Here is a 19,579-nt window from a genome sequence, read left to right on the forward strand (position 1 = left end):
TCCCTTTAGCTTTTTATTTATACAGTATTGCTGTTAATAGAGAGGTGTAAATTATATATTTTATATTATAATGGATATGTTCAGACAGCCTATTATTGATATAAAGGCCGTCTGAACATATGTTGCGAGATGAAATTAAATCAATGCGCTTCAGCAAAAGTCTTCACATTATCGCTAGAAACCAACGCGCTACATGAAGCTTCTTTATTGATACGTTTAGCCAAACCTGCCAATACTTTGCCCGGGCCGCATTCGGCCGATTCGGTAATGCCTTCATTGACTAAGGCATTGACGGTTTCTGTCCAGCGCACGGGGCTGTAGAGTTGGCGAACCAAGGCATCTTTAATGGCTTCAGGATCGTCGTAAGTGGCCACGTCGGCGTTGTGAATCACGCGGATTTGTGGTTGTTTGATGTCGACTGTTTTTAAGGCTTCGGCCAGTTTTTCGGCAGCAGGTTTCATCAGGCTGCAATGTGAAGGGACGGATACAGGCAGAGGCAGAGCGCGTTTGGCGCCGGTTTCTTTGGCGGCAGCCATGGCGCGTTCTACGGCGTCGGCATTACCGGCAATAACGACTTGGCCGGGTGAATTGAAGTTAACGGCTTCCACTACTTCGCCTTGTTCGGCAGCAGCGCAGATGACTTTGACTTGCTCGTCCTCCAAGCCCAAGATGGCTGCCATGGCGCCCACGCCTTGCGGTACGGCCGATTGCATTAATTCTGCACGCAGGCGAACCAGTTTTACGGCATCGGCAAATTCTAATGCTTCAGCGGCTACCAATGCGGTGTATTCGCCCAAGCTGTGGCCGGCCACTACAGCCGGTGCTTGACCGCCAGCTTCCAAGTAGGCGCGGTAGGTGGCGACGCCGGCAGCGAGCATAATCGGTTGTGTGTTAACGGTTTGGCCGATCAGATCGGCATTGTCGCCGTTAATCATTGCCCATAAGTCTTGACCCAATGCGGCAGAGGCTTCGTCGAAAGTGGCTTTAACGACGGCTTGTTCGCTAAATCCGTTCATCATTCCTAAACTTTGCGAGCCTTGGCCAGGGAAGAAAAATGCAAAAGACATGATATTCCTTTAATTTCTTAATAATGAGAGAAGAGGATTATCTGCGTAATGTATCAGCAGGGCATAGGCTATGGCAATATTTATTGCCACGGTCAGCCAAAAAATGCGGATAAAACTGATTTTGCTGGTTTTGTGTTGGTAAACGGTGCGCGAAACCAAGGCACCGGGCCAGCCGCCAAGTGCATCAAGAATATGCAGGTTTTTTTCCGGAATTCTGCCTTGGTATGCTTGGCGTTTCTTTTTTGTGGTCTGCGCGATTTGTTTATCAAACTTATACATCAGGTAAGACACGATGCTGACGGCAAAATACACGCCGGCCAATATTTTAGAAACAGCTGTAACGCATATGATAAATGTGACGGCAATCAGGCTGTTGGTCAAAAAAATTGGCTTGGTATATTGAAAAGCATGGTGTGGCAGCCAAGAAGGGCGCATCAGTATTGCACCAATACGGCACCCCATGCGAAACCGCCGCCGATACCTTCGAGTAGCAGGTTTTGGCCGCGTTGGATTTGGCCGTTGCGGATACCGTGGTCTAAAGCCAACGGAATCGAAGCGGCAGAGGTGTTGCCGTGATCTTGTACAGTCAGGATGACTTTATCCGTGCTCAGGCCCAAGTGTTTGGCGGTGGCGTCGATGATGCGTTTATTGGCCTGATGTGGCACCAACCAATCGATTTGATCTTGTTGGTAACCGGCTTCGGTAATCACATCGTCAGCCACTTGTGACAGCATTTTTACGGCGAATTTAAACACGCCCGGGCCGTCCATTTTTAAGTAAGGTGTGCCACAGATTTGGCCGTCGGCAATTTGCACCGGTACGTTCAATAAATCCAGATAATTACCGTCGGCTTTTAATTTGCTGTGAATAATGCCCGGCTCATCGGATGCGCCTAAAACCACTGCGCCGGCACCATCGCCGAACAATACGCAAGTGGTGCGGTCGTTCCAATCCAGAATGCGGCTGAAGATTTCTGCACCAATCACCAACACATTTTTGGCCATCCCGCTTTTAATATAGGCATTGGCGGTGGTTAAGGCATACATGAAACCGGCGCACACGGCCTGCACGTCAAAAGCAGGGCAGCTGTTGGTGATACCGAGTTTTTGCTGCACGATGGTAGCGGTTGATGGGAACTGCATGTCGGGCGTGGTGGTGGCTACAACGATTAAATCAATATTGTCGGCGGTAAGCTTAGCCGATTCCAATGCGCGTTGTGCGGCGTGCACCGCCAAATCGCTGGTTTTTTCGTTGTCGGCTGCAATATGGCGGAATTTGATACCGGTGCGCGTGGCAATCCACTCGTCGGAAGTATCCACTTTTTTCGCCAAATCATCGTTGCTGACGCGGTTGGCGGGAAGATAGCTGCCGGTGCCTAAAATTTTGGCATATTGCATAATGAAAAGCCCTTTGAAATAATTGGAACAGATGCTGTATTGTAAGCGAAAAGTCAGGATTTTTGTAACAAAAAACCGTTGCTTTAATAAAGGATTAGGTAAATTCTTTGAATGGGTTAACCAATCATTTAAAGGCCGTCTGAAACATTATGTTTCAGACGGCCTTTTTCACAAAATGATTTCGCGATTAAGGGGTGCTGATATGGGAAGCGCCGCTATCCAAGGCTTCTTGTTCGCGCACTTCTTCCAAAGCAGCCAATTGTTCGGCCACGCCTTGTTCGATTTTGGCTAAGCTGGCAAATTTGGCTTCGTGATAGGCTTCTTCCAGCGCATACATAAAGCCGATTTCATCGGTGCCGCCGTGGCTCTTGATGACTACGCCGCGCAAGCCTAAGAAAATCGCGCCGTTGAATTTACGCGGATCAAGCTTGGCTTTCATGCCTTTGAGTGCGGGCAGGGCGGTCACGGCGGCCAGTTTGTTAAACACATTGCGGCTGAATTCCTGCTTGATTTCGCCGCTCATGAATTTTACTGCGCCTTCAATGGTTTTCAGCATGATGTTGCCGACAAAACCATCGGCCACGACCACATCAACTTGATCGTTGAATACGCCGTTGCCTTCAACATTGCCGATAAAATTCAATTTGCTGCTTTTGAGCAGCTTGAAGGTTTGTTTGACTGTTTCTGTGCCTTTAATGTCTTCTGTGCCGACATTGAGCAGGCCGACACGTGGTTGGCCTTTTTCAGGAAACATAGCCTGCACCAATTCGCTGCCAATCACGGCAAACTGAGTGAGTTGGTCAGCGCTGCAATCCACGTTGGCACCCAAATCCAGCATCAAGGTGAAATGGTTGGGATTGCTGGAAGGCATGAATTTGGCGATGGCAGGGCGCTCAATACCCGGGATGGTTTTGAGCACAAAACGGGCAGTCGCCATCAGTGCGCCGGTGTTGCCGGCAGAAACGGCAGCTTGCGCGTTACCTTCTTTCACTTGGTTGATGGCCACACGCATAGATGAATCTTTTTTGTTTTTCAGTGCCAATTGCGGCGCTTCATCCATTTCAACCACTTGGCTGGCCGGAATAATGCTGATGCGACCCATCGGGGCATTGGCAGATTTTAATGCTTGCTGAAGGGCGGCTTCATCGCCGACCATCATTAAGTGCACGTCGGGCTGATTTTTCAAAAAAGCAATGGCACCCGGCACGGTAACCGTTAAGCCGGCGTCACCGCCCATGGCATCTACGGCTAATGTAATCATGTTGTTCTCCGTTTTGTGTTTCAGACGGCCTAATTGAATTTAAGGCCGTCTGAAAACGGAAATGCCGTGAATCAGCGGCATTTCTTAAGAAGGGTTGTGCTGCTTGATACGATTGTATTTGGTAGCAATCTATCGAAATATCAACCGCGGCCTTGTGCGGCCAATTGGTTATGCTCGTCGATATCGAGCGCATCCCATGGGTAGTTGATCCACCAGTCTTCTACGGTAATGCCGCTGAAATAAGGGATGTTTTCCGGCAATTTGCCGACTTTTGCTTTGATTTTTTCGTGCAACACGGCCACGCCGATGGTGTTGAAATCTTCTTTTTGCAATTCGGTCAGGCAAAATTCCATGGTCACGCGGCTGTCGTCCACTTCGTCAACGACCAACACGTTTTTGCCTTTCAACGCTTCCGGCAAAGGATCAAGCCATTGCACTTTTTTCACTTCTTCAGTCACTTGGCCTTGGTTGTCGCTGTCGTAATAGGCAGTGGTAACGGCGTAAATCGGGATTTCCAAAAAGCAACGCAACATACGGGCAGGGATAAAGCCGCCGCCGCCGATGGCAATCATGGCATCGTATTTAACGCCGGAGTTTTGAATTTTTTCAGCCAAGCCTTTGATCACGCGATGAATATCATCGTATGTGTACCAGATTTTCTGAGTCATTTTAACGTCTCGATTGAGAAAATGTGACGAATCGAGGCAGTTCGCGTGTGATACGCTTGCTGCCATCCATTCATATCAGAGATGTAACGTAAAAAAGCCAGCATTGCAGGGCAATATTCTGGCTTTTTCAGTCAGTCGAATAAATTATTCGCCTTTGGCTTTAACCACTTTGCGACCACGGTACATGCCGTTAGGTGAAATGTGGTGTGGGCGGTGTACTTCACCGGTGTTGCTGTCAACAGACAGTGCAGGTGCAGTCAGCGCATCGTGTGAACGGTGCATACCGCGTTTAGAAGGGGATTTTTTGTTTTGTTGAACGGCCATTTCAAGCTCCTAGATAAATAATACTGTGTTCTAATTAACTGTTTTTCAAACCTTTTAAAACAGCGAAAGGGTTGGGTTTGTCCTGATTGACGTGTTCCAGCGAAACATTGTTGCAGTCTTCGTGACGCGGTGAAAACGGTAAAGCCATCAGGATTTGGTCTTCAACCAATTCTCGCACATCAAGCGATTTGGTGATGAGCATACCTTCCAATTCCTCGTCGGAAAGCATGGCATCGTCCAAATGCTCGTCATCGGCAAACAAAACAATGCGGCTGGTTTCGTTGAGTTCGAACGGCATAGGCTTCACGCAACGCTGACAAAGCAGCGGCATATCGGCGTGTACCGTCAAATCAAGAAACAGTCGCTGCAAGCGGTCGCGTCCGCCTTGCAGCGTAAACGAAACTTTGGTTTGCTTGTCAGCCGGATATTCGTGCGACCAAACACGTTCGTCCAACTCATTGAGCAGGAAACTGCCTTGCAGATTCTGCTTTTCGGCGGCGAAAACTTCTGGGTCAATCAAATTAGGGTCTAACATAAACGGGGTATGATATAATTTCAGCAGTCTAACGTCAATATTTTTAAGCAAAAATGAGTGAAAAACTGCCATTAATTTTAGGGTCGAGTTCGGTATTTCGCCGCGAGCAGCTGGCGCGATTGGGCTTGGCTTTTCAGACGGCCTCACCGGATTTTGATGAAACACCGATTGAAGGCGAACACGCGCAAAGCACCGCTTTGCGTTTGGCGGCAGGTAAAGCACGCTCGTTGGCGGCACAATTTTCAAACGCTTTGATTATCGGCGCCGACCAAGTGGCATGGTGCAATCAGCGTCAATTGGGCAAGCCGATGAACGTGGCGAATGCACAACAAATGCTGGCCGAGCTCAGCGGTAAACGCATAGAATTTTACAGTGCAATCGTGCTTTTGAACACTAAATCTGGCCGTATGCAGCAGCATGTTGACCACACCGTCGTGACCATGCGCGAATTAACCAACACGCAAATCCGCCGTTATCTGGAGCGTGAACCCGATGCCGTGTATTGCGCCGGCGCGGCCAAAAGCGAAGGTTTGGGTGCGGCGTTGTTGGCAAAAATCGACAGCACCGACCCCAATGCGCTCATCGGCCTGCCGATTTTTCGCCTGATTGATTTTTTACACCATGAAGGTGTGGAAGTGTTGTAAGAGTCTGTCTGAAGAAGATGATATAGTCGTTTCAAATAGAAATAAGACAAGGCGACAGCGACCGCCGTGTACAAGTAGTACATAAGGGCGCTGGCAACGCTGTATTATTTCTATTTAAAACGACTATAAGGCCGTCTGAAAGGTTCAAACGGCCTATTGAATAGAAAGTAAATCATGTCCCCCATTTTATATCTGATTCCAACCCCTTTAGGCGCACCCGATACGCCGTGTTTGTTGCCGCATGAGCAAGCGCAGATTGTCGGTTTGACCGATTTTGTCGTCGAAGCCGAAAAAACCGCCCGCGCACATTTGAAGCACTTGGGCGTGACCACGCCTATCCGCGAATTGAATTTGCAAACGCTCAACGAACACACCGACTTGAAAACCCTGCCAGAGTTGCTCAAGCCTTTACAAGAAGGGCGCAGCATGGGTATTGTCAGCGAAGCCGGTTGCCCGGCGGTGGCAGATCCGGGCGCGAATTTGGTGGCACTAGCACATAAACATGGCTTTGAAGTGCGGCCGCTGATTGGGCCATCGAGCTTATTATTGGCCTTGATGGCATCGGGTGCAAACGGGCAAAACTTTGCTTTTAAAGGCTATCTGCCGTCTGAAAAAAGCGAGCGCATTGAAGCCTTGAAAGCCTTGGAAAAACGCAGCCGCAGCCAAAACGAAACTCAGTTGTTCATCGAAACCCCATACCGCAACGATGCCTTGCTGGCGGATGTTTTGGATAACCTGCATCCCGAAACACGCCTGTGCATTGCTTGCGATTTAACCTTGCCGATGCAAACCATCATCAGCAAAACGGTTGCCGATTGGAAAAAATTGGGTGAATTACCGAATTTGAAAAAACGGCCGACAATATTTGTGCTGCATGCGGGGTAGGCCGTCTGAAAGCTGTATAGGTTGTGATGTGTTCAGACGGCCTGTAATGTTGAGTCGGTATAATCAAAGGAATGCGGTGATGAAAACAAAAAATTATGTGTTCATGATGTTGATGTCGTTTGTGCCGTTTGTTCATGCTGCCGATCATGTAATTTTCTTCTGCACCAATGCTCAAGGCAAACAAGTGCGTGTAAGCGAGCAGGGTGGGAAATTCCGTTATCAGTTTGGTAAGCCTAAGCGTGCGGAATTGGTGTTTGAAAACAACAGGCAGGAAGCAATTGACCGTTCGCCGCGTTGGGGTGGTATCGGGCGTGATTTGTGGACGAATTTGGTGCTGCAAAACGGTGATTATCAATATGCGCTGTTTTCATCGATGGATAGATTGTCGCCACGTCATGAAACGGTGTATGGCGTGACGGTGCATCGCTTGGTCAATGGTGAAGAGCAGTATGTGACGCAGGTTAAATGCAGCAAAAAGCGCAAAATTGTGGTGAATTTTCCGGAAGAATTGATGTTTTAATCGCTCAATGACGTTGAGTTTGAACATACAAAAAAGCCGTTTGAAAAATCGTTTTCAGACGGCCTTTGTTTTATTTCACGTTAAGAAACCACTTCGCCTTGGGCGCGTTGTTTTTCAATGCTCTTATTGATCCACCATTGTTGGGCGATGGTCAGCAGGTTGTTGACTACCCAGTACAGAACTAAACCGGCAGGGAAGAAGAAGAACATTACAGAGAAAATCAATGGCATGATTTTCATCATTTTCGCCTGCATAGGGTCGGTTGGCGGCGGGTTCAAATAGGTTTGGATGAACATGGTCGCGGCCATAATTAGCGGCAGGATAAACCATGGGTCAGGACGGCTCAAGTCTTGAATCCAGCCCAGCCAAGGTGCTTGGCGCAATTCTACCGAAGCGAACAATGCCCAGTACAAGCCGATGAACACGGGGATTTGCAACAGCATAGGCAAGCAGCCGCCCAGTGGGTTGATTTTCTCGTCTTTATACATCTGCATCATGGCTTGTTGCTGCGCCATGCGGTCGTCGCCGTACTTGTCTTTAATCGCTTGCAGCTTAGGCGCAACGGCGCGCATTTTTGCCATTGAGCGGTAAGAAGCGTTGGTCAACGGATACAGCACAGCTTTGACGATGATGGTCAAGGCCACAATCGCCCAGCCCCAGTTGCCGATTAAATCGTGCAATTCGTTCAGCAGCCAGAACAGCGGTGAGGCAAACCAATGCACTTTGCCGTAGTCTTTGGCCAATTGCAGGTTGTCGGCTACTTGCACCAAAGTATCGGTGGTTTGCGGGCCGGCATACAGATTCATCACGGCTTGGCTGCTGCCGTTGGCCGGAATAGCGGCTAAAGGCACGCTCACGCCGGCGCTGTAAAGATTGTCGTTGCGGCGTTTCAGGTCGATTTTGCAGTCGCCTTGGGCGCAAACGGTTTGACCGTCTTTCGGTTGCAAAATCCAAGTGGCCATGAAGTGATGTTCAATCATGCCCAGCCAGCCGGTTTTGGTTTGGCGGGCGTATTCAGCTTCGTTTTTACCGGATTTGGCATCGTCATCCAAGTCGGAAAAATCGACTTTTTGGAAGTCGTCTTCAGGGGTGTACACCACCGGGCCGACATAAGAATGGGTAAAGTAGCCTTGGCCTTCCGGCTCGCTGTCGTCGCGCACGACATTGTAGTTGGCCGTCAGATTCACCGGATGGCCGGTGCTGTTGGCAACATCAAAGCGTACGTTCACCAAGTAGCTGTCTTTGGTGAAGGTATATACTTTGTCAATTTTCAGGCCGTTGGTTTCCGGCGCGCTCAAGCGCACTTCGACTTTGTCACCGTTGAGGGTATAGTCTTTTTGTGCGGCAGTAAAGTTGACGCCTTTTAAGACATTATTGCCTTGCGCATCCAGTAATTCGGATTGGGCAACGTAGGTGTATTCTTTACTGTCGTTAAACAAAACGAAGTTTTTGCTTTCGTCGCCGGTGGCTTGGTATTTCAACAAAGTCATCTGGCGCAAATCACCGCTTTTTTCATCGATAACCGCTTTCACGGTATCGGTGGTCACGGTAATTGGTGTGGCGGCGGTAAGCGCGGCTTCATTCTGGGCAACGGCCGCTTGCTGTTGCTGCTGAGCGGCTTGTTGTTGTGCCGGTGTCGGTTTTGGTGATGGGAAGAGTTTTTCCCAGCCCATCAAAATCAACAAGGCGATGGCAAAAAATGCCATAAGTCTTTTGAAATCCATAAGAAATTCCTGGAATTGCTGGATAGGTAAATAAAGTGCTGAATATTGCTTCAGACGGCATTATATAGAAATCACTGAGAAATAAAAGGAAATCATGCCGATAAGCGATGATTTTCATGCAGATGGGTATGAAGGCAATCCCTTATTTTCAGACGGCATCTATATAGTGAGCGGTAAAACGGGAAGCAAAGTGAAAGAAAGAGAATCCCGTTTTATGTTCATGCTAAGGCACGGGATCGTGGCCGGAACCGCCGAAAGGGTGGCAGCGGGCGATGCGTTTTAATGCCAGCCAGCCGCCTTTAAAGGCACCATGTTTCTGCACTGCTTCTACAGCATATTGCGAACAAGTCGGGGTGAAGCGGCAGCGTGGCGGAATAAGCGGGCTGATGGCGTATTGATAAAAGCGAATCATCAGCAGCATTACTTTAGCCAAAGGCGATTTCATCGGCGTTTCCGCATCATAAGTTGGGCGAGCTGGTCGCGGGCTTCGGGCGCGTTGTCGCGCGTAAACAAGCGGCGTACCTGCACCACATAATCATGCGGCGGCAGTTGGTCGCGGTGGCGGCGGAACCAATCGCGAATCACACGTTTCATGTAATTGCGTTTGTTGGCGCGTTTGGCGGTTTTTTTGCTGACCACCAAGCCTAGGCGCGCATGCCCCAAGCCGTTGTCACCGGATTGCGAAACATGCAGTAAATCGCGGCTTTTGCGGTTTCTCAACGCAAAAACGGATGAATAATCATCCGTTTTTAATAAGCGATACTGCTTGCCGAAGCCGTAATTCAAAATTACACAGCCAAGCGTTTGCGGCCTTTGGCGCGACGTGCAGCCAATACTGCGCGACCACCGCGGGTTTTAGAGCGAACCAAGAAACCGTGGGTGCGTTTGCGTTTGGTAACGGAAGGTTGATAAGTGCGTTTCATGTCTTTTCCTAAAAAATCGGTAGAATTAAACCGTGAATTACACCCCAATTTCAGGCTTTTGTCAATCAATATAGCAACTTCGTTTGTTCAGGCAGGCGGAATATGTTGGATTTAACATTTATCAAGTGCAAGGCAAGGATGGTGAAATACGCAAGCGGCGCGATGAGGTCGGATAAAGCTGCCGATTGTGGATAAAAATTTGATGCGGTTGTGGATAAAATTCAGTATAATCGCTGAATCTGTATATGCTTACATAGATTTCAGGCCGTCTGAAAAACAGTGTGTTATCAAGCTGTTCCTTTTATTTTCAGACGGCCTTTGCTGTTTTCCCTGCCTTTGTTTTCCCCAACTGTTTCACGATTTGAGCCATTCCATGACCTTAGCTGAATTTTGGCCGCAGTGCCTTTTGAGTCTGAACCTGACCTTACCCGCGCAACAATTCCAGCAATGGATTGCACCGTTGACCGTGGGCGAGGAAGGCGGCGTGTGGGTGGTGTATGGCAAGAACCAGTTTGCCGTCAATATGTTGAAAAATCAGTTTGCTGCCAAGATTGATGCTGTGCGTGTGCAATTGGCGCCGCAGCAAGCTGCGCTGGTGTTTAAAGTCGGTGTGGGGCAAAGCTATGACATGGCGGCGCAAAACAATGCGCCTGCGGCAGAGAATCAGGCAATTGAAACCGTTGAGAACACCACGGCACAAGCAACGAGTGTTGAAGCTGCGCAAGCCGATTTAACCATGCCGTCTGAACCAACGGCCAAACCGACACCGAAAAAATCCGCTGCCGATATTTTGGCCGAGCGTTTGAAAACCTTGCCGGAAAGCAAAGCTGCGTCGGAAGCGGCTGAAGACAAACCTGCGCCCAGCAAAATTAAGCAGGAAGTGCAGCGTGAGGCGGAAGAGGCACGCTATCAGGCAACCAATTTATCATCAGATTACACGTTTGATACTTTGGTGGAAGGTAAGGGTAATCGCATTGCCGCCGCCGCGGCGCAATCGATTGCAGAAAATCCGGGGCAAAGCTACAACCCGTTTTTCCTATACGGCAGCACCGGCTTGGGTAAAACCCACTTGGTGCAGGCCATCGGTAATGAATTGCTGAAAAACAAGCCCGATGCCAAAGTGCGCTATATGCATTCCGATGATTACATCCGCAGCTTTATGAGCGCCGTGCGTTCCAATGGTTATGATGTGTTCAAGCAGCAATACAAGCAATATGATTTGCTGATTATCGACGATATCCAGTTCATCAAAGGCAAAGACCGCACGATGGAAGAATTTTTCTATCTGTATAACCATTTTCATAATGAAAAGAAACAGTTAATCCTGACTTGCGATGTATTGCCGGCCAAAATAGAAGACATGGACGACCGCCTGAAATCGCGTTTCTCATGGGGTTTGACGCTGGAGCTGGAGCCGCCTGAATTGGAAATGCGCGTAGCGATTTTGCAGAAAAAAGCCGAATCTGCCGGCGTGAATCTGACCGAAGAAGCAGCATTTTTCATTGCCAATCTGATTCGCTCGAATGTGCGCGAATTGGAGGGCGCATTCAACCGCGTCAGCGCCAGCAGCCGCTTTATGAATAAGCCGATCGACATTGATTTGGCGCGCGATGCCTTGCAAGACATTATTGCCGTGCGCCACAAAGTGATTACCGCTGATTTGATTATCGATGCCACCGCCAAATATTACCGCATTAAAATCAGCGATATCCTGGGTAAAAAACGCACGCGCAACATTGCCCGCCCGCGCCAAGTGGCGATGAGTTTGACCAAAGAGCTCACTAATTTAAGCCTGCCGTCTATCGGCGATGCATTCGGCGGTCGCGACCACACCACCGTGATGCACGGGGTGAAGGCTGTGGCGAAACTGCGCGAAGAAGATCCTGAATTGGCGCAGGATTATGAAAAACTCTTGATTATGATTCAGAACTGATGTTCAGACGGCCTGATAACTTTTAGGCCGTCTGAAACCGAAAACCAACAAAACCAAACAAAATCCAAAGGACTTCCCCATGTTAATTTTGCAAGCCGACCGCGACAGCATTCTCAAGCCGCTGCAAGCCGTTACCGGTATTGTGGAACGCCGCCATACCTTGCCGATTCTGTCTAACGTATTAATCGAAAGCAGCAACGGCCAAACCAATATCTTGGCGACCGACTTGGAAATCCAAATCAACACCCACGGCCCGGAAAGCCAAGCGGGTGATTTCCGCATCACCACTAATGCCAAGAAATTCCAAGACATTCTGCGTGCGCTGCCGGATACGGCGATTGTGTCGCTGGATTGGGCGGATAACCGCCTGACTTTGAAAGCGGGTAAATCGCGTTTCGCGCTGCAAACCCTGCCGGCGGAAGATTTCCCATTGATGAGCGTGGGTGAAGACGTGAGCGCTGCTTTTTCGCTGACGCAGGAAACCTTTAAAAACATGTTGTCGCAAGTGCAATATAGCATGGCGGTGCAGGATATCCGCTATTATCTCAACGGCTTGCTGATGCAGGTCGAAGGCAACCAATTACGCTTGGTGGCGACCGACGGCCACCGCTTGGCGTATTCCGCGACCACCATTGAAGCCGAGTTGCCGAAAGCCGAAGTGATTCTGCCGCGCAAAACAGTGTTGGAGCTGTTTAAACTCTTAAACCATCCAGGCGAAGCCATCAGCGTGGAATTGCTGAATAACCAAGTACGTTTCCGCTGCAACGATACGGTGATTGTGAGTAAAGTCATCGACGGTAAATTCCCCGATTTCAACCGCGTGATTCCGTTGGACAACGATAAAATCTTCTTGGTATCGCGCACCGAATTGCTGGGCGCTTTGGAGCGTGCTTCAATTCTGGCCAATGAAAAATTCCGTGGCGCGCGTTTATTCTTGCAACCAGGCTTGCTGAGCGTGGTTTGCTCCAACAACGAGCAGGAAGAAGCGCGTGAAGAATTGGAAATCGCTTATCAAGGCGGCGAACTGGAAGTGGGCTTCAACATCGGCTATTTGATGGACGTATTGCGTAATATCCATTCTGACGACATGCAGCTTGCTTTCGGTGATGCCAATCGCTCGACCTTGTTCACCATGCCGAATAATCCTGATTTCAAATACATTGTGATGCCAATGCGCATTTGATGAAAATATAGCTGCGAGGCCGTCTGAAAAGTGATGGTTTTGCAATCATAATCATGCCGTCTGAAACTGTTTTCAGACGGCATTTTTTCATGGAACATTTGCATACATAAAGGCTGAAATATCCAACAAAATCAGGTATAATAACGTGTTATTTGCCGTTGCGTTACAGGTTTGGCCAACATCGATTTCCATCACTTGCAAGCGCGCTTGAAAAAGCATTCAGACGGCCTATTTTTCTATTTAGTTTCAAAAAGATAAAGATTATGACCGACCAAAAACACGAAGAATACGGCGCAGACAGTATCCAAGTCTTAGAAGGCTTGGAAGCGGTGCGCAAACGCCCGGGTATGTACATCGGCGATACGCAGGACGGCAGCGGCCTGCATCATATGGTATTTGAAGTGCTCGACAATGCGATCGACGAAGCCTTGGCCGGTCATTGCGACAAAATTACCGTCACCATTCACGCCGACAATTCCGTTAGTGTGTCCGACAACGGCCGTGGTATGCCGACCGGTATTCACCCGAAAGAAGGCCGCTCGGCTGCCGAAGTCATCATGACCGTGTTGCACGCGGGCGGTAAGTTTGACAACAACAGCTACAAAATCTCCGGCGGCCTGCACGGCGTGGGTGTGTCGGTGGTCAATGCTTTGTCTGATTGGGTGACCTTAACCATCTACCGCGACGGTAAAGAGCATTTTGTGAAATTTGTAAACGGCGCGGCGGAAAAACCATTGGCCGAATTGGGGGCGTCGGATAAAAAAGGCACCATCGTGCGTTTCCGTGCCAGCGAAGAGATCTTCGGCAATGTCGAATACAGTTTTGATATTTTGGCCAAACGCATCCGCGAATTGTCGTTCCTGAATAACGGCGTGGACATCGAATTGACCGATGAGCGCGACGGTAAACACGAAAGCTTCGCCTTGAGTGGCGGTGTGGCCGGTTTCGTGCAATATATGAACCGCAAAAAAACGCCGCTGCACGAAAAAATCTTTTATGCCACCGGCGAAAAAGACGGCATGAGCGTGGAATGCGCCATGCAGTGGAATGACAGCTACCAAGAATCGGTGCAATGTTTCACCAACAATATTCCGCAACGCGACGGCGGCACCCATTTGGCGGCTTTGCGCGGTGTGATGACGCGTACTTTGAATGCCTATATCGAGGCCAATGAAGTGGCAAAAAAAGCCAAAGTCGAAACCGCCGGTGACGACATGCGCGAAGGCTTGACCTGCGTGTTGTCAGTAAAACTGCCAGACCCAAAATTCTCATCACAAACCAAAGACAAACTGGTGTCGAGCGAAATCGGCCCGGTGGTGAACGAAGTCATCAACCAAGCCTTGACCGAATTTTTGGAAGAAAACCCGAACGAAGCCAAAATCATCACCGGCAAAATCGTTGATGCAGCACGTGCGCGCGAAGCTGCGCGTAAAGCCCGCGAAATTACCCGCCGCAAAGGCGTAATGGACGGTTTGGGCTTGCCGGGTAAATTGGCCGATTGTCAGGAAAAAGATCCGGCCTTGTCAGAACTGTATCTGGTCGAGGGTGATTCCGCCGGCGGCTCGGCCAAGCAAGGCCGCGACCGTAAATTCCAAGCGATTTTGCCGCTGAAAGGTAAAATTCTCAACGTGGAAAAAGCGCGTTTTGAAAAAATGCTGGCCAGCCAAGAAGTAGCAACGTTGATTACCGCTTTGGGCGCGAGCATCGGCAAAGAAGAATTCAATCCGGAAAAATTGCGCTACCACCGCATCATCATCATGACCGATGCCGACGTCGATGGCGCACACATCCGTACTTTGTTGCTGACTTTCTTCTACCGTCAAATGCCTGAATTGGTCGAGCGCGGCTACATCTACATCGCCCAGCCACCTTTGTACAAAGCCAAATACGGCAAGCAAGAGCGCTATTTGAAAGACGAATTTGAAAAAGACCAATGGTTGTTGGGCTTGGCGGTGGATAAAGCCAAATTGGTTTCAGACGGCCGCACCATCGAGGGTGAAGAATTGGCGCAAATCGCTAAACAATTCCTGTTGGCTAAAGCCGTGATTGAACAAGAAAGCCGCGTGATTGACAGCTTGGTGTTGAATGCTATGCTGCATGCCAAGCCGGTGGATTTATCGACAGCGGAAAGCACCGACCAAGCCATTGCGGAACTGAGCAGCTTGTTGAAAGATCAGGAAATTGCGCTACAACGCATCGAAGGTCATCAAGAAGGCAGCCATTTCATCAAGATTACCCGCCAGTTGCACGGCAACGTGGCCATCAGCTACATCGAGCCAAAATTCTTGAGCAGCAAGCCGTATCAGACCATCGTGCAAACCGCTGAAATATTGGATGGTTTGATGGGTGAAGAAGCGGTGTTGGTGAAAGGTGAGAATGAACAGCCGGTTGCCAGCTTCGAGGAAGCCTTGAATATCTTGATGAGCGCCGCACAAAAAGGCATGAGTATTCAGCGATACAAAGGCTTGGGTGAGATGAACTCTGAGCAATTGTGGGAAACTACTATGGATCCGAACGTGCGCCGTTTGCTGAAAGTGCGCATTGAAGATGCCATTGCTGCCGATGAAGTGTTTGTCACTTTGATGGGCGATGAAGTGGAACCGCGTCGTGCGTTTATCGAAAACAATGCCTTGATTGCGCAAAATATTGATGCTTAATTGAGTGAATGTATCCCAAAGCCGTCTGAAACTGTGTTTCAGACGGCTTTTTTGTATGGTATTGATGATGATTGAATCAAACCAATGAGAATGAGACCTTTGCAAAATCCCTATCTTTGGCACATTTCTTCGTTGTGCGTTGCTCGAAAGCTTGCCTATCTTAATGATATGCCTTCGCTTTCTGTGCTGCTACAACTTTGAACTGCACTCAAATCTAGGGTGTTGCAAAGGTCTCATAATGTAATTATTGCGTTAAGTTTTCGAGCGTAATAGGCCGTCTGAAACGGATAATGGCGTGAGATATGATGATTGAAACAAGATTAAATGATTGTATTTAAAATGGAATAAATACTTTGTTTTGAGAATTATCCTATTCATTTGATTTAATTTTTCGTAAAAATTCTGCTATTGGCTGCGCTTTGTGTCACACTGCATAAAACAGAATGGATGACCGCTTCGACAGAATATTAATAGTTTAAAGCTACCAATATTTAAATTTAGATTTAAAATAGCAAATTATAATCGGTTTCATAGTTTTAATAGCTAAAATCTTCAGGTATAGTTTGTTTCATAGCAGCAAGCAAACCGTATCTGGCGGCAGTCATTATCCGACCATGATAAGAAAAGTCATCAAAGCAGCGTAAACCAAGCCTGCTTTAAAGATTTCCATCTAAATTCAATACCAAGGAGCAACACCATGAATAAATGCCCTGTGAACCACCTGACCATGAGCAACGGCGCGCCGGTTGCCGACAACCAAAACAGCCTGACCGCCGGCCCGCGCGGTCCGTTACTGTCGCAAGATTTGTGGCTGAATGAAAAATTAGGCGATTTTGTCCGCGAAGTGATTCCTGAGCGCCGCATGCACGCCAAGGGTAGCGGTGCATTCGGCACCTTTACCGTGACCAACGACATTACCCGCTATACCCGTGCTTCGATTTTCAGTGAAGTGGGCAAAAAAACCGAGATGTTTGCCCGTTTCTCGACTGTGGCCGGTGAGCGTGGTGCGGCTGATGCCGAACGCGATATCCGTGGTTTTGCCTTGAAGTTTTATACCGGCGAAGGCAACTGGGACATGGTTGGCAATAATACGCCGGTATTCTTTTTGCGCGACCCACGCAAATTTCCGGATTTGAACAAGGCGGTTAAGCGTGACCCGCGCACCAATATGCGTTCTGCTACCAACAATTGGGATTTTTGGACTTTATTGCCGGAGGCTTTCCACCAAGTAACCATCGTGATGTCGGATCGCGGTATTCCTAAATCGTATCGTCATATGCATGGTTTTGGCTCGCATACTTACAGCTTCTGGAACAAAGCCGGCGAGCGTTTCTGGGTGAAATTCCACTTCCGTACCCAACAAGGTATTGAAAATTTGAGTGATGCCGAAGCAGAAGCCGTAATCGGTAAAGACCGCGAAAGTCACCAAAAAGACCTGTATGAAGCGATTGAACGCGGTGATTTCCCGAAATGGAAAATGTATGTGCAAATCATGCCGGAAGCCGAAGCGGAAAAAGTACCTTACCATCCGTTTGACTTGACCAAAGTATGGCCGAAAGGCGATTACCCGCTGATTGAAGTGGGTGAGTTTGAGCTGAACAAAAATCCGGAAAACTACTTTGCCGATGTCGAACAAGCTGCCTTTGCGCCGAGCAATCTGGTGCCGGGCATCAGTGCATCGCCGGATAAAATGCTGCAAGCGCGTTTGTTTAACTATGCCGATGCCGAGCGTTACCGCTTGGGCGTGAACCGCAATCAAATTCCGGTAAACGCGCCACGTTGTCCGGTACACAGCAATGCTCGCGACGGTTTGAACCGCGTTGACGGCAACTACGGCAGCCTGAAACACTACGAGCCAAACAGCTACGGCCTGTGGCAAGAACAGCCTGAATTTGCCGAGCCGCCTTTGAAAATCAACGGTAATGCCGATTACTGGAATTTCCGTGAAGATGATGCGGATTACTTCAGCCAACCGCGCGCCTTGTTCAACCTGATGAACGACACGCAAAAACAAGCCTTGTTTGACAACACTGCGGCGGCCATGGGCGATGCGGCAGACTTCATCAAACACCGCCATATCCGCAACTGCTTCATGTGTGACCCTGCTTATGGCGAAGGCGTTGCCAAAGCCTTGGGCATGACCGTTGCCGACGCACAAGCTGCCCGCGCGACCGATCCTGCGCTGGGGCAACCGGGTTTGCTGTAATGTGGTTGGAAATCAACGAGTGGATTGATGTATTGATTCACCCAAATCAAGATTAAGGTTTGATATGAATAAAGGCCGTCTGAAAATTCAGACGGCCTTTTTGTATGATAAAACACTGGATTCAATTATTTGGCTTCCAAATCGACAACCAATACCGTTTGCTCGATTTGGGCGGCGGTGATTTTGTGCGTTTTCAAAATGTCTTTAAATTCGCCAAACACGCTTAAATTGATTTGAATGGTCTGCTTCTCCATATCGACTGATAATTTTTTGGTTTTGATGTTACCAAACAAGCCGGATGCGCCTTTTGCCAATAGGCTCGCACCCCAGCCGAGATGGTATTGGAACAACAAATGATCGGCGCCATGGCCAATCAATGTCATGTCGATATTGACCAAATAATTGGCGCGGATTTCATTCGGTGCAATTTGCTTCAGTGTGATGTTTTTGCCGCTTTGTTTGTGCAATATGTCGCTGATTTCGGATAGAGTTTTTCGGATTTGCATGTTGGTATTTAAATCATTTTAGAGGCCGTCTGAAATTTCAGGCGGCCTTGTTTTGAAGATAAAAAAGTTTCAGACGGCCTCAATCAAATATTTCCATTCGCCGTAGCCTTCTTCGTCCATTTTTTCTAACGGAATAAAACGTAGGCTGGCACCGTTGATGCAGAAACGCAGGCCGCCGAGCGCTTGCGGGCCGTCGGGGAAAACGTGACCCAAATGTGAATCGGCCACTTTGCTGCGCACTTCGATACGGCGCATATTGTGGCTCAAATCTTCCAGCGCGGTGATGTGTTCGCGTGCAATCGGTTTGGCAAAGCTCGGCCAGCCGCAGCCGGAATCAAATTTATCGGCCGAGCTGAACAAAGGTTCGCCGCTGACAATATCGACATAAATACCCGGCTCGAATAGATGGTCGTAAGCGTGGGAAAACGGACGTTCGGTGCCGCTTTGCTGGGTGACGTAATATTCTTCGTCGCTCAATTTTGCCCGAATTTCGCTTTCAGACGGCTTGCTGAACACGCGCGGGGCAGTATTATCGGCGGATAAGGGTTTGTGCGCCAAACGAATGTCGATATGGCAATAGCCGTTGGGATTTTTGCCCAAGTAATCTTGGTGGTAGTCTTCGGCAGGGTAGAAATGCTGTAAAGGTTCGCATTCGACCACAATCGGCGCGGCGTGTTTTTGCTGCTCGGCGGCTAAAGTGGCGCGGATAACTGCTTTATCGCCAGCTTCGGTATAATAAATGCCGGTGCGGTATTGCTCGCCGACATCGTTGCCTTGGCGATTGAGTAAGGTCGGGTCGATGATGCGGAAATAATATTGCAACACATTGGCCAAGCTGATTTTTTCGTCGTCAAACACCACTTTCACCGCTTCGGCGTGGCCGGTGTTGCGGTGGCAAACGTCTTCGTAAGACGGATTTTCGGTGCGGCCGTTGGCATAGCCCGATACCGCTTCTGCGACACCGTGAATGCGGCGAAAATAGGCTTCCACGCCCCAGAAGCAGCCGCCGGCCAGATAAATGGTGTGTGTCATGGTCATTCTCCGTTTAAAATTGAATCACTTACATATGGGGGCATTCCCTAAAATTTCTATTCGTTTTACAATTGCGAATTATTCTTAATTTTGTGCCAAAATCATCAGGCCGTC

At 48.8% G+C, this 19,579-nt stretch carries 19 protein-coding genes and 1 pseudogene; 7 read left to right on the forward strand and 13 right to left on the reverse strand.

Translation table 11 applies throughout. From position 1 onward, the window contains the following. Positions 1–140 precede the first annotated feature (140 nt). The 7 genes from fabD to GJV52_RS07415 form a co-directional block, all read right to left on the reverse strand. Entirely contained in the window at positions 141–1,067 is a 927-nt protein-coding gene (gene fabD, locus GJV52_RS07385) for an ACP S-malonyltransferase (RefSeq protein WP_100563079.1), read from the reverse strand. 9 nt (positions 1,068–1,076) lie between these two features. Further along, positions 1,077–1,448, reverse strand: coding sequence for a DUF1294 domain-containing protein (locus GJV52_RS07390; protein WP_229436934.1), 372 nt, complete (start codon positions 1,446–1,448; stop codon positions 1,077–1,079). 53 nt (positions 1,449–1,501) lie between these two features. Further along, positions 1,502–2,464, reverse strand: coding sequence for a beta-ketoacyl-ACP synthase III (locus GJV52_RS07395; protein ID WP_100563081.1), 963 nt, complete (start codon positions 2,462–2,464; stop codon positions 1,502–1,504). Between the two features lie 187 nt (positions 2,465–2,651). Next, the gene (gene plsX / locus GJV52_RS07400) at positions 2,652–3,725 is read right to left on the reverse strand and encodes a phosphate acyltransferase PlsX (protein WP_095503303.1); all 1,074 of its coding nucleotides are present in this window, start codon (positions 3,723–3,725) and stop codon (positions 2,652–2,654) included. A 140-nt stretch (positions 3,726–3,865) separates the two neighbouring features. Then, positions 3,866–4,393 carry a phosphoribosyltransferase gene (locus GJV52_RS07405; RefSeq protein ID WP_100563083.1) on the reverse strand — a complete coding sequence of 176 codons (528 nt, stop codon included), beginning with the start codon at positions 4,391–4,393 and terminating at the stop codon, positions 3,866–3,868. A gap of 144 nt (positions 4,394–4,537) precedes the next feature. Next, on the reverse strand, positions 4,538–4,717 hold the full coding sequence (gene rpmF, locus GJV52_RS07410; protein WP_095503301.1) for a 50S ribosomal protein L32: 180 nt from the start codon (positions 4,715–4,717) through the stop codon (positions 4,538–4,540). 34 nt (positions 4,718–4,751) lie between these two features. Further along, positions 4,752–5,252, reverse strand: a complete 501-nt coding sequence (locus GJV52_RS07415) for a YceD family protein (protein WP_095503300.1) — start codon at positions 5,250–5,252, stop codon at positions 4,752–4,754. 53 nt (positions 5,253–5,305) lie between these two features. Between GJV52_RS07415 and GJV52_RS07420 the strand changes: the two genes are divergently transcribed. The 3 genes from GJV52_RS07420 (at position 5,306) to GJV52_RS07430 (ending at position 7,301) form a co-directional block, all read left to right on the forward strand. Continuing rightward, positions 5,306–5,896: a Maf family protein gene (locus tag GJV52_RS07420; protein WP_095503299.1), complete on the forward strand. Its 591-nt coding sequence runs from the start codon at positions 5,306–5,308 to the stop codon at positions 5,894–5,896. Positions 5,897–6,070: 174 nt separating this feature from the next. Further along, complete coding sequence (locus GJV52_RS07425; protein ID WP_095503298.1) at positions 6,071–6,781, forward strand: SAM-dependent methyltransferase; 711 nt, start codon at positions 6,071–6,073, stop codon at positions 6,779–6,781. Positions 6,782–6,860: 79 nt separating this feature from the next. Then, complete coding sequence (locus GJV52_RS07430; protein WP_100563085.1) at positions 6,861–7,301, forward strand: hypothetical protein; 441 nt, start codon at positions 6,861–6,863, stop codon at positions 7,299–7,301. 80 nt (positions 7,302–7,381) lie between these two features. On the opposite strand, the gene yidC is transcribed toward GJV52_RS07430, so the two are convergent. From yidC to rpmH, 4 genes are all read right to left on the reverse strand, one after another. Then, complete coding sequence (gene yidC, locus GJV52_RS07435) at positions 7,382–9,025, reverse strand: membrane protein insertase YidC (protein ID WP_100563087.1); 1,644 nt, start codon at positions 9,023–9,025, stop codon at positions 7,382–7,384. Between the two features lie 223 nt (positions 9,026–9,248). Then, entirely contained in the window at positions 9,249–9,470 is a 222-nt protein-coding gene (yidD, locus tag GJV52_RS07440; protein WP_095503294.1) for a membrane protein insertion efficiency factor YidD, read from the reverse strand. After that, entirely contained in the window at positions 9,467–9,811 is a 345-nt protein-coding gene (gene rnpA / locus GJV52_RS07445; RefSeq protein ID WP_095503293.1) for a ribonuclease P protein component, read from the reverse strand. Before rnpA ends, yidD begins: the two co-directional genes overlap by 4 nt. 2 nt (positions 9,812–9,813) lie before the next feature. Then, on the reverse strand, positions 9,814–9,948 hold the full coding sequence (gene rpmH, locus GJV52_RS07450; protein WP_002214728.1) for a 50S ribosomal protein L34: 135 nt from the start codon (positions 9,946–9,948) through the stop codon (positions 9,814–9,816). 373 nt (positions 9,949–10,321) lie between these two features. Between rpmH and dnaA the strand changes: the two genes are divergently transcribed. The 4 genes from dnaA (at position 10,322) to GJV52_RS07470 (ending at position 17,927) form a co-directional block, all read left to right on the forward strand. Then, positions 10,322–11,881: a chromosomal replication initiator protein DnaA gene (gene dnaA, locus GJV52_RS07455; protein ID WP_095503292.1), complete on the forward strand. Its 1,560-nt coding sequence runs from the start codon at positions 10,322–10,324 to the stop codon at positions 11,879–11,881. 79 nt (positions 11,882–11,960) lie between these two features. Continuing rightward, positions 11,961–13,064, forward strand: coding sequence for a DNA polymerase III subunit beta (gene dnaN / locus GJV52_RS07460; RefSeq protein WP_095503291.1), 1,104 nt, complete (start codon positions 11,961–11,963; stop codon positions 13,062–13,064). A 263-nt stretch (positions 13,065–13,327) separates the two neighbouring features. Continuing rightward, positions 13,328–15,721, forward strand: a complete 2,394-nt coding sequence (gyrB, locus tag GJV52_RS07465) for a DNA topoisomerase (ATP-hydrolyzing) subunit B (RefSeq protein ID WP_100563089.1) — start codon at positions 13,328–13,330, stop codon at positions 15,719–15,721. Between the two features lie 697 nt (positions 15,722–16,418). Continuing rightward, complete coding sequence (locus GJV52_RS07470) at positions 16,419–17,927, forward strand: catalase (protein WP_095503289.1); 1,509 nt, start codon at positions 16,419–16,421, stop codon at positions 17,925–17,927. 125 nt (positions 17,928–18,052) lie between these two features. Here GJV52_RS07470 and GJV52_RS07475 read toward each other — a convergent pair whose 3' ends face one another. Continuing rightward, the gene (locus GJV52_RS07475) at positions 18,053–18,433 is read right to left on the reverse strand and encodes a hypothetical protein (RefSeq protein ID WP_095503288.1); all 381 of its coding nucleotides are present in this window, start codon (positions 18,431–18,433) and stop codon (positions 18,053–18,055) included. A gap of 69 nt (positions 18,434–18,502) precedes the next feature. After that, positions 18,503–19,462 (reverse strand): annotated as a pseudogene (msrAB, locus tag GJV52_RS07480) (bifunctional peptide-methionine (S)-S-oxide reductase MsrA/peptide-methionine (R)-S-oxide reductase MsrB); the annotation flags it as partial. Positions 19,463–19,579: the final 117 nt, after the last annotated feature.

The sequence above is a fragment of the Neisseria brasiliensis genome (assembly GCF_009671065.1).
In the GTDB taxonomy this organism is placed as follows: Bacteria; Pseudomonadota; Gammaproteobacteria; order Burkholderiales; family Neisseriaceae; genus Neisseria; species Neisseria brasiliensis.